Origin of the sequence: Phyllobacterium calauticae, assembly GCF_019991125.1 — a bacterium.
Classification (GTDB): Bacteria; Pseudomonadota; Alphaproteobacteria; order Rhizobiales; family Rhizobiaceae; genus Phyllobacterium; species Phyllobacterium calauticae.
This window is the reverse complement of record NZ_JAGENB010000001.1, coordinates 867,531-881,081: the sequence shown is the minus strand read 5'-3', so window position 1 is coordinate 881,081 and position 13,551 is coordinate 867,531. Positions and strand designations below refer to the sequence as shown.

General features: G+C 58.4%; 14 protein-coding genes. All 14 read left to right on the top strand.

The window, feature by feature from the left end:
• Positions 1-11 precede the first annotated feature (11 nt).
• The 14 genes from J1W56_RS04525 to trmB all read left to right on the top strand — a co-directional run bounded on the left by J1W56_RS04525 (position 12) and on the right by trmB (position 13,529).
• Complete coding sequence (locus tag J1W56_RS04525) at positions 12-2,054, top strand: GAF domain-containing protein (RefSeq protein ID WP_223612091.1); 2,043 nt, start codon at positions 12-14, stop codon at positions 2,052-2,054.
• Between the two features lie 114 nt (positions 2,055-2,168).
• Positions 2,169-2,369 carry a type II toxin-antitoxin system VapB family antitoxin gene (locus J1W56_RS04520; RefSeq protein WP_223612090.1) on the top strand — a complete coding sequence of 67 codons (201 nt, stop codon included), beginning with the start codon at positions 2,169-2,171 and terminating at the stop codon, positions 2,367-2,369.
• A gap of 2 nt (positions 2,370-2,371) precedes the next feature.
• Positions 2,372-2,740 carry a type II toxin-antitoxin system VapC family toxin gene (locus J1W56_RS04515; protein ID WP_223612088.1) on the top strand — a complete coding sequence of 123 codons (369 nt, stop codon included), beginning with the start codon at positions 2,372-2,374 and terminating at the stop codon, positions 2,738-2,740.
• A gap of 147 nt (positions 2,741-2,887) precedes the next feature.
• Positions 2,888-3,577 carry a tRNA (adenosine(37)-N6)-threonylcarbamoyltransferase complex dimerization subunit type 1 TsaB gene (gene tsaB, locus J1W56_RS04510; protein WP_223612087.1) on the top strand — a complete coding sequence of 230 codons (690 nt, stop codon included), beginning with the start codon at positions 2,888-2,890 and terminating at the stop codon, positions 3,575-3,577.
• Positions 3,574-4,077, top strand: coding sequence for a ribosomal protein S18-alanine N-acetyltransferase (gene rimI / locus J1W56_RS04505; protein ID WP_223612085.1), 504 nt, complete (start codon positions 3,574-3,576; stop codon positions 4,075-4,077). Before tsaB ends, rimI begins: the two co-directional genes overlap by 4 nt.
• Positions 4,078-4,081: 4 nt before the next feature.
• Positions 4,082-4,948: a lysophospholipid acyltransferase family protein gene (locus tag J1W56_RS04500; RefSeq protein WP_374042656.1), complete on the top strand. Its 867-nt coding sequence runs from the start codon at positions 4,082-4,084 to the stop codon at positions 4,946-4,948.
• A gap of 9 nt (positions 4,949-4,957) precedes the next feature.
• On the top strand, positions 4,958-6,397 hold the full coding sequence (gene miaB, locus J1W56_RS04495) for a tRNA (N6-isopentenyl adenosine(37)-C2)-methylthiotransferase MiaB (RefSeq protein WP_223612082.1): 1,440 nt from the start codon (positions 4,958-4,960) through the stop codon (positions 6,395-6,397).
• Positions 6,398-6,428: 31 nt separating this feature from the next.
• On the top strand, positions 6,429-7,448 hold the full coding sequence (locus tag J1W56_RS04490; RefSeq protein ID WP_223612080.1) for a PhoH family protein: 1,020 nt from the start codon (positions 6,429-6,431) through the stop codon (positions 7,446-7,448).
• Positions 7,449-7,609: 161 nt separating this feature from the next.
• Positions 7,610-8,107 carry an rRNA maturation RNase YbeY gene (gene ybeY, locus J1W56_RS04485; protein ID WP_223612079.1) on the top strand — a complete coding sequence of 166 codons (498 nt, stop codon included), beginning with the start codon at positions 7,610-7,612 and terminating at the stop codon, positions 8,105-8,107.
• Positions 8,108-8,112: 5 nt separating this feature from the next.
• Positions 8,113-9,201 (top strand): hemolysin family protein, encoded by a 1,089-nt coding sequence (locus J1W56_RS04480; RefSeq protein WP_223612077.1) that lies wholly within the window; start codon positions 8,113-8,115, stop codon positions 9,199-9,201.
• 57 nt (positions 9,202-9,258) lie between these two features.
• On the top strand, positions 9,259-10,848 hold the full coding sequence (gene lnt, locus J1W56_RS04475; protein ID WP_223612075.1) for an apolipoprotein N-acyltransferase: 1,590 nt from the start codon (positions 9,259-9,261) through the stop codon (positions 10,846-10,848).
• Between the two features lie 100 nt (positions 10,849-10,948).
• The gene (locus J1W56_RS04470) at positions 10,949-11,368 is read left to right on the top strand and encodes a helix-turn-helix domain-containing protein (protein WP_223612073.1); all 420 of its coding nucleotides are present in this window, start codon (positions 10,949-10,951) and stop codon (positions 11,366-11,368) included.
• A gap of 165 nt (positions 11,369-11,533) precedes the next feature.
• Positions 11,534-12,799 (top strand): methionine adenosyltransferase, encoded by a 1,266-nt coding sequence (gene metK, locus J1W56_RS04465; RefSeq protein ID WP_223612072.1) that lies wholly within the window; start codon positions 11,534-11,536, stop codon positions 12,797-12,799.
• A gap of 22 nt (positions 12,800-12,821) precedes the next feature.
• On the top strand, positions 12,822-13,529 hold the full coding sequence (trmB, locus tag J1W56_RS04460; RefSeq protein WP_223612070.1) for a tRNA (guanine(46)-N(7))-methyltransferase TrmB: 708 nt from the start codon (positions 12,822-12,824) through the stop codon (positions 13,527-13,529).
• The last annotated feature ends 22 nt before the right edge of the window (positions 13,530-13,551 follow it).

Genomic DNA, 13,551 nt, shown 5'->3' with positions numbered 1-13,551 from the left:
TGGGTTTATCCATGAGCGATTTGCCCCATTCAGTTCTTCAGGACGCCCATCGGCTGGCTGCCCTTGCTGAATATGATGTCCTCGATACGCCGTCAGAGCCGGCATTCGATAATATTGTCTCTCTTGCCAAGCAGATTTGCGAGACACCGGTTGCTTTGATCAGCCTGGTCGCCGGAGACCGGCAATGGTTCAAGGCGCGGTCAGGCTTTGAGACTTGTGAAACCCCTCTGGAGCAATCGGTTTGTGCGCATGCGCTGCCGACGGGCTCCGTCCTGATTATTCCGGATCTCACACTGGATGAGCGCACCAGACACAATACCCTGGTGACGGGAGAACCCCATATCCGGTTCTATGCCGGGGCCGTTCTCAACACACCCAGCGGTGAAGCGATCGGAACCCTGTGCGTGATCGACAGCGTGCCGCGCCCCGGCGGGCTGACCGATGCGCAGACCGAGGCTCTTCAGGACCTTGCCGAGCAGGTCATTACCATCCTCGAACTGCGCCGGGTTCTGGAAGACCGCAACGACGTTGTTCTCCAGCAGCGGCGTTCGATTCGCTCCAGCCTGAAACGGGCCCTGTCGAGTGAAGCGGCGCGCAACAAGCAGTACAGGGTCGATGGATGGCTTGGTCCCGCGCAACAGGCGGGGGGCATCGGGGCATTCGAACTCAATCTCAAAACCAATATTGCGCGCGTTACGCCGGAAATGTGCCGGTTATACGGACTGCCGGAGAGCGAGCAATATTCCGCTCCGACGTTCGAGGTGCTGACCTATGCGGACGACAGGCATCTGGTCTCCGATCAACCATCGCGCCTTGATGGAAACGTCATGCTTGATATCGAATACCGGATCCGCCGTGCCGATGACGGGTCGCTGCGCTGGCTGAGCCGCCGTGGCGAGCTTGCCTATGATGACGTTGGTCAACCCGCGTTTTTCCGCGGCACGGTCCAGGATGTCACCAAGCGCAAGCAGGCGGAAATCCGCCAGGCTGCCCTTCTCGAACTGGGTGACAGTATTCGCGACGCCCATACAACAGCCGAAGCTGCGGAAATTGCCTCACGGATTCTCGGTGAAAACCTGAATGCCGGTCGTGCGGGATTTGCCATCATCGATTTGACGGCGGATCTTTTCAATGTCGAGCGGGATTGGACAGCGGCCGCACTGAAGTCCATGGCCGGCCGCCACTCGCTGGTGAACTTCAAGGCGACGATCAAGAACTCGCAGATCGGGATTCCGATTGCCGTCTCCGACATACCGGGAACGGACTGGCTGGCGCAGGACTATGACGGCTATGCCGCCCTTCAAGCCCGGTCGTTCATCAATGTACCGCTGATGCACGCCGGTGAACTCGTGGGGCTGATGTTTGTTCACGGCGAGAATCCGAGGGATTGGCAGACCGACGAGATTCAGTTTGTCGTCAGCATTGCCGACCGAACCTACGCGGCGATTGCCAAGCTGCAGGCCGAGCATGAACAGGGTATTCTCAATCAGGAATTGAGCCATCGCCTGAAAAACACGCTTACCATGGTTCAGGCCATTGCAACGCAAACGCTGCGCGATGCGCCGCAGGACGCGGTCGAGGCATTCAAGCAGCGTCTGATGGCACTCAGCTCGGCGCATAATGTGCTGCTGCACCAGAACTGGTCGGCCGCGCGTATCCGCTCGGTGCTGGAGAGCGTCCTGGCGCTGCACGGCGAAACAGCGCAGTTCGTCTTGCGCGGACCCAATCTCAATCTCGGGCCAAAGGCCGTTCTTTCCCTGTCGCTGCTGCTGCATGAACTTGCCACGAACGCACTGAAATATGGATCGCTGTCCAACAGGCAAGGCAAGGTGGAGATCAGTTGGGAAATCCAGCGTGCTCCGTCGCAGATGGAATTTGTCCTGACGTGGCGCGAGAGCGGCGGCCCGGCCACAACTGCTCCCGAAAAGAAAGGATTTGGCTCGCGCCTGATCCGTTTCGGCCTGTCGGGCACCGGGGATGCCGATATTCAGTATGAGAAAGAAGGGCTTGTGGCGCGGTTCAAGGCACCGCTGGCACTGATCATGGACAATTGATCAAGATCTTTGGTCAATCCGCGCGGACGGTCGGCGGAGCGTGGGTCGACTTTGGTATGCATTGTTTGCCGCATCATTCGATGCTAAAATCATGCCTGAACCAGGAAGCCGGAAATGCGCACCACACTTGCTCTTGATGATGAGCTTATTGCCAAAGCACAGGATTTCACGGGATTGCATGAAAAGTCCGCCCTCGTTCGGGAAGCCCTCAAGGCTTTGATCGAACGTGAAAGCGCACGCCGGTTGGCGCTCCTTGGAGGGAGCGAACCAGGTTTGAACACGATACCCCGCCGCCGCATCGGATCGGACGCATAGGCGTGATCCTCGCCGATACATCGATATGGATCGATCATTTGCGCGTTGGCGATGCCGAATTAAAACTGCGTCTCAACACCAATCAGATTATGGTTCACCCATTCATTGTGGGTGAAATTGCTTTAGGCATTTTACGGCAACGTGACCTCATCCTGGCTGCCCTTCGTGATCTGCCGAAGGTGAAAATAGCCAACGAGGAGGAAGTCCTGCATTTTATCGATGCCGAAGCGCTGTTCGGTCTTGGTATCGGCTATGTCGACGCGCACTTGCTGGCGGCAACGCGGCTAACACCCGGCACGCGGTTGTGGAGCAGAGACAAGAGATTGGCTGCCGCTGCCGCTCGCCTGCAACTCAACGCTGACTTTCCGTGATGCGGACAAGGCACAGGATTCAGTGTTCGCGATCGGGGCGGCAATCAGCAACAGGACTGAAAAGCCTCGTGCAATTTTGTCCAGATTAATGCGTGCCGCCCCGAACACTACTTGTTTGCTGGCTGATTCTTGTTTACGCGATTGGCCATGAAACTGCTTGCGCTTGATACGGCCTCCACTCTTTGCTCCGTTGCTGTTCTCGATGTCGAAACCGGGACTGTGCTTGCCGCAATAAGTGAGGATATTGGCAAGGGACATGCGGAGCGTTTGATGGCCTTCATTGAACAGACGTTGAACCATGCAGCGGTACCGATCAGTGCCATCGGCAAGATCGCGGTCAGCATCGGCCCCGGATCGTTCACCGGCGTGCGTGTCGGTGTTTCCACGGCGCGCGGCTTTGGTCTTGCCTTGCAATGTCCGGTCGTGGGTGTCAGCACGCTTGAAGCACTGGCTTTTGACGCACGGCGTGTGTTTCCGGAACGTCCCGTCCTATCGATTATCGATGCACGGCGCGACGAGATCTATGCGCAGTTCTTTGCGCCGGATGGTTCTGCCGGCTCGGTGCCCGGTGTGACAACCATACCGGACGTGTTCTCTGCCTTGTCGGAACGGCCGGACGATGTCGTGTTGTCCGGTTCGGGCGCGGCCCTCGTCAATGATGGCAAGGAACACAAGCTCGATGTGGCCGTAACCACGTCGACGGGAACGATTGAAGCCTTTGCCCGGCTGGGCGCTCTGCGCGCGGTTGATGGCGAAGCGCCGAAGCCGCTCTATCTGCGCGGGCTCGACGTCAAACCGCAGCAGGGTTTTGTCCTGCGAAGGAAGGTCTCGGAATGATGGGCTTTCCCCTGGGTAATCTGCGCAACCGTCCTTTTGTTATTGAACCGTTGGCAAGCACGGATTCGATTCACCTGGCAAAGCTGCACGCCCTGACGTTCAGCCAGCCATGGAGCGATGAGGAATTCCATGCGCTGATGACGCAAGGGAATGTCTTCGGCTTCATTGCGCGGGAAGAGGGCAGGCGATCTGCGCCTCCCGGCGGCTTTGTGCTGGCAAGGCTCGTTGTCGACGAGGCGGAAATCCTGACGATTGCGGTGGCGCCGTCCGCGCAACGGCGTGGTCTTGGCCATGCCTTGATGGACGCGACCCTGCGCCATCTGCACAATGCCCGGGCGGAAATGCTGTTTCTGGAGGTTGACGAGACAAATATGCCGGCCCTGGCGCTCTACCGCCGTCTTGGATTCAAGCAGGTGGGCAAACGTCCCGGCTATTATGAAACTGCGGGCGGCCGTTCCGCGGCCCTGACCATGCGCCGTGACCTGAAGCGGGCGCGCTGACATGATGTCCTGGGTCCGTTTTACTGTCACGGCAACGGCTTTTGCGCTGGTCACCCTGATCTCGGTGCCATTGCAGTACTTTTTCCTCAAGGCCGGCTGGGGCTTGCGCAAGCGGTTTCCGATTTTCTATCACCGCATCGTTGCCAAACTGCTTGGCTTGCGCATCCACATGCATGGGGACATGGCAACGCAGCGTCCGCTGCTGCTGGCGGCCAATCACGCATCGTGGACCGATATCGTGGTGCTGGGGGCGCTCAAGGAATTGTCCTTCATCGCCAAGATCGAAGTGGCAAGCTGGCCACTGTTCGGCATGCTCTCCAAACTGCAGCGCTCCGTCTTCGTGGAGAGGGAAAAGCGCGGCAAGACCCATGATCAGGCGAGCGAGATTGCAACGCGTCTGGCCGCCGGTGACGTCATGGTGCTGTTTGCCGAGGGAACCACGTCCGACGGCAATCGTGTCCTGCCCTTCAAGACCTCGCTTTTCGGTGCCGCCCAGGTGGCAATCCGCGAAACCAGCGTGGAAACAGTGACGGTGCAACCCGTCGCGATTGCCTATACGCGGGTGCATGGCGTGCCGATGGGCCGCTTCCATCGCCCGATCATTTCCTGGCCGGGCGACGTGCCGCTGGGACCGAGCCTGATCGGGCTTTTGAAGGACGGTGCGATCGATGTCGATGTCTGGTTCGGCGAACCGATGACCATCGACAGCAAGACAAACCGCAAGATGCTGGCACGGTTGATGGAGAAGCGGGTGAGGGAGATGATGTTGTCGTCGCTCCTTGGCCGGGATCTTGTCACGGCGGCGGGAGAAACGCCGGAGTCAGCCATTCCGGGTGACTCTGCTATTCTCAAAGGCCTCAAAAAGCTTTAGAAGCCTCGCATGGACGATATCAGCACCCCGCATAAACCGGACGAGACATCCGGAACAGTACCCATTTCGCCAGCACTTGCGAACACGCGCAAGGTCTATGTGAAGACCTATGGCTGCCAGATGAATGTCTATGACAGCCAGCGTATGACGGACAGTCTGGCGGCGGAAGGCTATAGCCCCACCGATACGGCGGAGGACGCTGATCTGGTGTTGATCAACACCTGTCATATTCGCGAGAAAGCCTCGGAAAAACTCTATTCGGCGCTCGGCCGCCTGCGCAAGATGAAGGACGCCCGCGCCAAAGAAGGCCGCGATCTGACCGTCGGCGTTGCCGGTTGCGTGGCACAGGCAGAAGGCGACGAGATCACCCGCCGCGCGCCGGTGGTGGATCTGGTGGTCGGTCCGCAGACCTATCATCGCCTGCCGCAGGCGCTTGCCCGCGTGCGGCAGGGCGAGCGGGTCGTCGAGACGGAATATGCGATCGAAGACAAGTTCGAGCATCTGCCGGCTCCCCGCAAGGAGCAGACAAGAAGCCGTGGTGTGACGGCTTTTTTGACTGTCCAGGAGGGGTGCGACAAGTTCTGCACATTCTGCGTTGTGCCCTACACCCGCGGTTCGGAAGTCTCGCGACCGGTCGCGCAGATCTTGAAGGAAGCCGAAAAGCTGGCTGATGCCGGTGTGCGCGAACTGACCCTGCTCGGCCAGAACGTCAATGCCTGGCATGGCGAAGGCGCCGACGGGCGCGAGTGGGGATTGGGCGAGCTGCTCTACCGGCTGGCTGAGATACCCGGCATTGCGCGCCTGCGCTACGTGACCAGCCATCCGCGCGATATGGACGACACGCTGATCCATGCCCACCGCGACTTGCCCATGCTGATGCCCTATCTGCACCTGCCGGTACAGGCGGGGTCGGACCGCATTCTCAAGGCCATGAACCGCAGGCATACGGCTGCGGAATATGTGCGGCTGATCAACCGGATTCGCGAGGCGCGCTCGGACATTGCCCTTTCCGGGGATTTCATCGTCGGCTTTCCCGGCGAGACCGACGAGGATTTCGAGGCGACGCTGCAGATCGTGCGCGACGTCACCTACGCCGCGGCTTATTCGTTCAAATACTCGCCCCGCCCCGGCACGCCTGGTGCGGATATGGAAGATCATGTCCCCGAAGCCGTGAAGGACGAAAGGTTGCAGCGCCTGCAGGCACTGCTGTCCGAACAGCAATATGCATTCCAGCGCAGTCTGGTCGGTCAAACCATGGACGTGCTGATCGAAAAGGCCGGGCGGGAACCCGGACAGATGGTTGGCCGATCTCCCTGGTTACAACCTGTAATTATCGATGTACATGGGGGCGAAATCGGCGACATAATCAGGGTACGAATCATCAGCACGGGAACCAACAGCCTGATTGGGGTTCGTGAGATGGAAACGACGAGCGACGGGACTATATAAGCACTGAACACCTTTTGGTAAGGAGAGCCGATTGACCGCCACCGAAAAGCTGAAACCCGCTCCGTCAGGGGCCTCGGATCTGGCGCATATCGTACTGACATTCGACAATAACCGGCTGGCAAGCGCCTTGTTCGGTCAGTTCGACGAGAACCTTGCCCGCATCGAGCAGAAGTTGGGTGTCGATGTCCGCTCCAAGGGAAACCAGCTTGCGATTCGCGGTGAACCGGGCGCGACCGAACAGGCCCGAAGGGCTCTCGACCAGCTCTATGAACAGCTGCAGAAGGGCCATGATATTTCGGCATCCGATGTGGATGGCGCTTTGCGCATGGCTATTGCCGCCGACGATCAACTGACGCTTCCCAGCATGGAAAACAAGAGCAAGATGGCTGCAGCCCAGATATCGACCCGCAAGAAGACGATTTTTGCCCGCACGCCCACACAGGATGCCTATATGCGGGCACTGGACCGCTCGGAAATGGTGTTCGGCGTCGGCCCTGCCGGTACCGGCAAGACCTATCTGGCCGTTGCCCATGCCGCCATGCTTCTGGAACGTGGTCTGGTGGACCGGATCATTCTGTCGCGTCCGGCCGTGGAGGCTGGTGAACGTCTTGGCTTCCTGCCCGGCGATATGAAGGAAAAGGTCGATCCGTATCTGCGGCCGCTCTATGATGCGCTGTATGACATGATGCCCGCCGACAAGGTCGAGCGGGCCATTGCTGCCGGTGTCATCGAAATTGCACCGCTGGCTTTCATGCGCGGACGCACGCTGGCGCATTCTGCCATCATTCTTGATGAGGCGCAGAACACGACAGCCATGCAGATGAAGATGTTTCTCACCCGCCTTGGTGAAAACGGACGCATGATCATCACCGGTGATCCCAGTCAGGTCGATCTTCCTCCTGGCCAGAAATCCGGTCTGGTTGAAGCGCTGAGAATTCTCGACGGCGTCAGCGGTATTGTCACAGTCCGCTTCTCGGATGTGGACGTTGTCCGCCATCCGCTTGTTGCGGCAATCGTCCGTGCCTACGACAAGGAAGGCGCCAAGCCCTGAGATATTTCGATCACTCCATCCCGTTGGCCGTCTGATGCGATTTTCTGCACTTCCGGCGTTTATGGACTACAATGTCCACGGCGCTCCGGTTCTTGAAAACCGCGCTATCCGACTCAACGGGCCGAGTGCTCGAAAGATATCCAACGCTTGATGGTACAATTTTGATCGATACCGATATTCTCGTTGAAACCGACGGCTGGCCCGAGGAGGCCACCCTGCAGGCGCTTGCCGAAAAGGCCATTGCTGCTGCATGGCAGACATTGGATGGCGGCCCGCAACCGGTGAGTGAACTCAGCCTCGTCTTTACCGACGACGCGGCGATCCGCGAACTCAACAATGACTGGCGCGACAAGGACAAGCCAACCAATGTGCTGTCATTTCCCGCCTTTCCGATCAAGCCCGGCCAGAAACCCGGCCCCATGCTCGGCGACATCGTCATCGCACGGGAAACGGTCGAGCGTGAAGCTGCCGATGAACAGAAACCTTTCGACCATCATTTGACGCATCTGATCGTGCACGGCTTTTTGCATCTGCTGGGCTATGATCATATTATCGAGAGCGAAGCGGAAGAGATGGAAGGTCTGGAGCGTAAAATTCTCGCGCATCTTGCCATTCCTGACCCATATGCGCTATCGGTCACTGACGATCAATCCGATTGAGGACCATGTCTGACACGTCGCACCAGAACGATCCTGCCGCGCCCGCCAAGGGCATAACCGGGCAGGAGAGTGACGCCGAGGGGCAAAGTAGCACCAGAGCGCCCGCAACCGAAAAGCGCTCGCTTCTCACTGCAATTTTTCCATTTCTGCGCGCTCGCCCGGGCACATCCCTGCGAGAGGATATCGATGCGGCGCTGGCGGGCACGGATAATGGCGATACGGCGTTTTCGCCGGAAGAACGCGCCATGCTTCACAACATCCTGCGCCTGCGCGAATTGCGCGTGGAAGATGTGATGATCCCTCGCGCCGATATTGAGGCCGTTGATATCACCACGACTCTCGGCGATCTGCTGGAGGTTTTCGAAAAATCCGGCCATTCGCGCATGCCGGTTTTCGCGGAAACCCTGGATGATCCGCGCGGCATGGTGCATATCCGTGATGTGGTCAATTACATCACCAAGATTTCCAGGGTGAAGACCCAGCGCCGAACTTCGGCGAAGGCACCCAAGGCACCGGCTGCTGCCAAGTTTGATCTGAGCAATGTCGAACTGACCAAGACCATTGCAGAGCTCAGTCTCATGCGGCCGATCCTTTTCGTGCCGCCCTCGATGCTTGCCAATGACCTGATGGGCCGCATGCAGGCACAACGCATTCAGATCGCGCTGGTTATCGATGAGTACGGCGGGACCGACGGCCTGGTGTCGCTGGAAGATATCGTCGAAATGGTCGTCGGCAATATTGAAGACGAGCACGACGACGACGAAGTGATGATCATGGAGGAGCCGGAAGGCGTCTTCATCGCCGATGCCCGCGCCGATCTTGAAGAGGTCGCCGGAAAGATCGGGTCCGGCTTTGTCGTTGGCGAGCATGGCGAAGACGTCGACACGGTCGGTGGTCTGATCTTCTCGATTCTCGGGCGTATTCCCGTGCGCGGCGAAATGGTCCAGGCGGTTCCGGGTTATGAGTTTCATGTGCTCGAAGCCGACCCGCGCCGTATCCGCAAGGTTCGCATCGTGCCGCTGCGCCATGCCGAGCGCCGCCCGCGTCCTCCGCGTCCGGGCGCGGCGGATGAACCCGCTGAAATGGACGAATGATTGGCGCAAGTCTCACCCGCTAATACTGACGAAAAATCACCAAGGGTGGGGCATGGCATGATCCAGCGTCTGGCCGGAGAAATCATCCTGCTGTGGGGATGGAAGCGTGTTGCGCTGGCGTTTTTCATGGGTGCGCTGGCCAGTTTCGCGCTGCCGCCCTATGATTTTTTTGCCGTCTGCTTCATCTCCTTTCCGGTTCTTGTCTGGCTGATTGACGGTGCCGTCGACAATGCGGGCGCCGGGCCTCTCCGCAGGCTTTGGCCGGCAGCCATGATTGGCTGGTGGTTTGGTTTCGGCTATTTCGTCTTTGGCCTCTGGTGGCTGGGGAATGCACTGCTGGTGGACGCTGCCGGCTTTGCCTGGGCAATTCCGCTTGCTGTGCTTGGACTGCCGGCCGTTCTCGCCGTTTTCTACGCTTTTGCCGCAGCGCTGGCCCGGCTGTTCTGGAGTGAAGGGATGGGCCGTGTTCTGTCGCTGGCGTTTGCCTTCGGTATTACCGAGTGGCTGCGTTCCATTGTGCTCACCGGTTTCCCCTGGAATGCGATCGGTTATGCGGCGATGCCGGTTCCCGTTCTCATGCAGTCATCGGTTTTTGTCGGCCTCCTGGGCATGAATGCGCTGGCCGTGGCGGTGTTTTCCATGCCCGCCCTGCTTGCTGGCCGCCGGGATATCAGAACGGGCCTGGTTGTCGCGCTGATCCTGGTGTGCGCCCATGCGGGGTACGGGTTTTACAGGCTGCAGACAGCCAGCCTTGTCGCAAAGGGCCCCAATGTTCGTATCGTTCAGCCGTCGATCGCGCAGGATCTGAAGTTTGACGTGGAAGCACGCCGCGATATTCTTGATAAATATCTCGCCATGAGCGGCAAGCCACCCCGATCCGGTGCGCCCGCACCCGACGTGATTGTCTGGCCGGAAACAGCGGTCCCCTATATCCTGACGAAAACACCCGACGCGTTGCGGGCCATTGCCGGAATGCTGAAAGAGGGGCAAGTCCTGCTCGCCGGGGCCGTGCGGATGGAGGAGCCGGGAGGCAATCAGCCGCCGCTGTATTACAACACGATCTACAGCATCAATGATGCCGGTGAGATTACCGGTGCTGCCGACAAGGTGCATCTGGTTCCGTTCGGGGAATATCTGCCGCTCGAAGGCATTCTGCGCAGCCTGGGTTTGAGCGAAATTGCTGGAATGCCTGGCGGGTTTACCGCAGGCGCCTCCAAGCAGTCGCTCAAGGTGAGCGACAATCTCACCGCTTTGCCGCTCATCTGCTATGAAGCGATCTTTCCGGCTGAAATGGGGTATCAGGGGCCGGCGGCCGACGCGATCATCAATGTGACCAATGATGCATGGTATGGCGATACGCCGGGTCCGTATCAGCACTTCCGCCAGGCGCAATTGCGCGCGGTCGAGCAGGGTTTGCCGCTTGTCCGCGCCGCCAACAATGGACTATCAGCGGTTGTCGATCCCTACGGTCGAATCATCGATGCCCTGGCACTGAATGCAGTGGGTGTGGTCGATGTGGCGCTTCCCGGTAGGGTTCAACTACCATTAAGTGAAGGCTTACGCAGATTTCAATTTCTGATTGTACTCGGTCTGCTTTTTGCTGCCGTACTGGCGTATTTTTATCGGGATAGAAGGCGTCTCGGTTGACTTTTTTACCTTTGCCCTGTCGAATACCGTTATATTTGGTCTGTTGATACATTGATGATAAAATTAGTTTTCAGCCCCATTTCATACGAATGAGATTTTCATGCCCGATAATAAAAAGCGACCGAACCCAGTTGACGTCCATGTGGGCGCCCGAATCCGTCTGCGCCGGAACATGGTTGGCCTCAGCCAGGAAAGACTAGGCGATAGCCTGGGAATTACATTTCAGCAAATTCAAAAATACGAGAAGGGTGTCAACCGGGTAGGTGCCAGCCGTCTGCAAGCGATTGGCAACGTTCTCAACGTACCCGTCACGTTTTTCTTTGATGATATGCCCGACCAGCCGGAGAAGGTGCAGGGGTTCGAGGAGGAAAGTGACAACACATACGTGGTGGGCTTTCTCAACAGCTCCGAGGGGATACAGCTTGCGCGTGCCTTCGCCAAGATCGGCGACCCGAAGATTCGCCGGAAAATCCTCGATCTGGTGCGGACATTGAGCCACGAAGAAGATCCCGAAGGATAGATTCCCGTTGGCCTGTCGATCTTTCCGTTCAAACAGTAGAAAAATTCTTCCAATGCTGTTTGTTTGAAAACGAAAGCGATTGACTGAATCCCTGGACCTTGGCAAACACTACGCAGGCTCGTTCCCTGTGGAATGGGCGTACGTTTGTTTCAAGAGGGGTTTCCCGTGACACGCAGTTCCTATCTTTTTACCAGTGAGTCTGTATCGGAAGGTCATCCAGATAAGGTTTGCGACCGTATTTCCGATGAAATCGTCGACATGATTTATAAGGAAGCAAAGAAGACGGGTGTTGATCCGTGGACTGTGCGTATTGCCTGTGAAACCTTGGCAACGACCAACCGGGTTGTTATTGCCGGTGAAGTGCGTGTCCCCGACACGCTGCTCAAGAAGGACAAGAACGGCGCCGTTGTTCATGACGCCAAGGGTCATCCGGTCATCAATCCCTCCCGCTTCCGCGCTGCCGCCCGCCGTGCGATCCGCGATATCGGCTATGAGCAGGAGGGCTTCAGCTGGAAGACTGCAAAGATTGACGTGCTGCTGCATCCGCAGTCGGCCGACATTGCGCAGGGCGTCGACAATGCATCTGACCGTCAGGGCGAAGAGGGCGCAGGCGATCAGGGTATCATGTTCGGCTATGCCTGCCGGGAAACACCGGACCTGATGCCGGCTCCGATCTATTATTCGCACAAGATTCTCGAGCTTCTCGCCGCCGCCCGCCACAAGGGCGAGGGTGAGGCCGGCCGGCTTGGCCCCGATGCCAAGAGCCAGGTGACGGTTCGTTACGTCGATGGCGTAGCGGCGGAAGCGACGCAGATCGTTCTTTCGACACAGCATCTGGATGCCAGCTGGGATTCCAAAAAGGTTCGCAAGGTCGTTGAACCCTACATCCGCGAAGCGCTTGGCGATCTCAAGATTGCCGACAATTGCGTCTGGTACATCAACCCGACCGGCAAGTTTGTCATCGGCGGACCGGACGGCGATGCAGGGCTGACAGGCCGCAAGATCATCGTGGACACCTATGGCGGCGCGGCGCCCCATGGCGGCGGTGCATTCTCCGGCAAGGACACCACCAAGGTTGACCGCTCTGCTGCCTATGCAGCGCGCTATCTCGCCAAGAATGTTGTCGCCGCCGGCTTTGCCGATCGCTGCACGATCCAGCTGTCCTATGCCATCGGTGTTGCTCAGCCTCTGTCGGTCTATGTTGACCTGCATGGCACCGGCAAGGTGAATGAAGATGCCGTGGAAGCTGCCCTGCGCAAGGTCATGGACCTTTCGCCGACGGGCATCCGCAAGCATCTTGACCTGAACAAGCCGATCTACGCCAAGACATCGGCCTATGGCCATTTCGGCCGCAAGCCCGGTCGTGACGGTTCGTTCTCCTGGGAAAAGACCGATCTGGCCAAGCAGTTGAAGAGCGCACTGGCTGCGTAAGCAGCCAGTTTGATTGAAGATGATGACAGATACAGAAGAGCCCAGGCGCGAGCGCTCAACGGAAGCGTTTTTCGGCAGACGCAATGGCAAGACACTGCGGCCCCTGCAACGCTCCATCCGCGACGAGTTGCTGCCGCTGCTGAAACTGGATCTGTCGGAACCTGCACCCGGCGACCTTCGCAGTCTTTTTACTGCGGAGGTCGACAAGGTCCGGCTCGAAATCGGCTTTGGCGGCGGCGAGCACCTGCTGCATGAAGCTGCCCGTTTTCCCAAGTCCGGCTTTATCGGTGTCGAGCCTTTCGTCAACAGCATGGCAAAGCTGGTTGTCGATCTGCACGAAAATCCCCTGCAGAACATTCGCCTGTACGACGACGATGCAACGCAGGTCCTGGACTGGCTGCCGGACGCATCGCTTGACGGTATCGATCTGTTTTATCCGGATCCTTGGCCGAAAAAGAAACATTGGAAGCGCCGTTTCGTCAGCCAGAAGAACCTTGACCGTTTTGCCCGGGTATTGAAGCCGGGCAGCCCGTTCCGTTTTGCGTCGGATATCGATACTTACGTCAACTGGACATTGCAGCATTGCCGCGCTCATGGCGCGTTCGTGTGGCAGGCCGAAACATCCGCCGACTGGCACACGCCCTATGAGGCCTGGCCCGGCACCCGCTATGAGCAGAAAGCGCATCGCGAAGGGCGTGTCGGTGCTTATCTGACTTTTTCACGCCGCTGATTTGCCGATCCGGCCGATATTG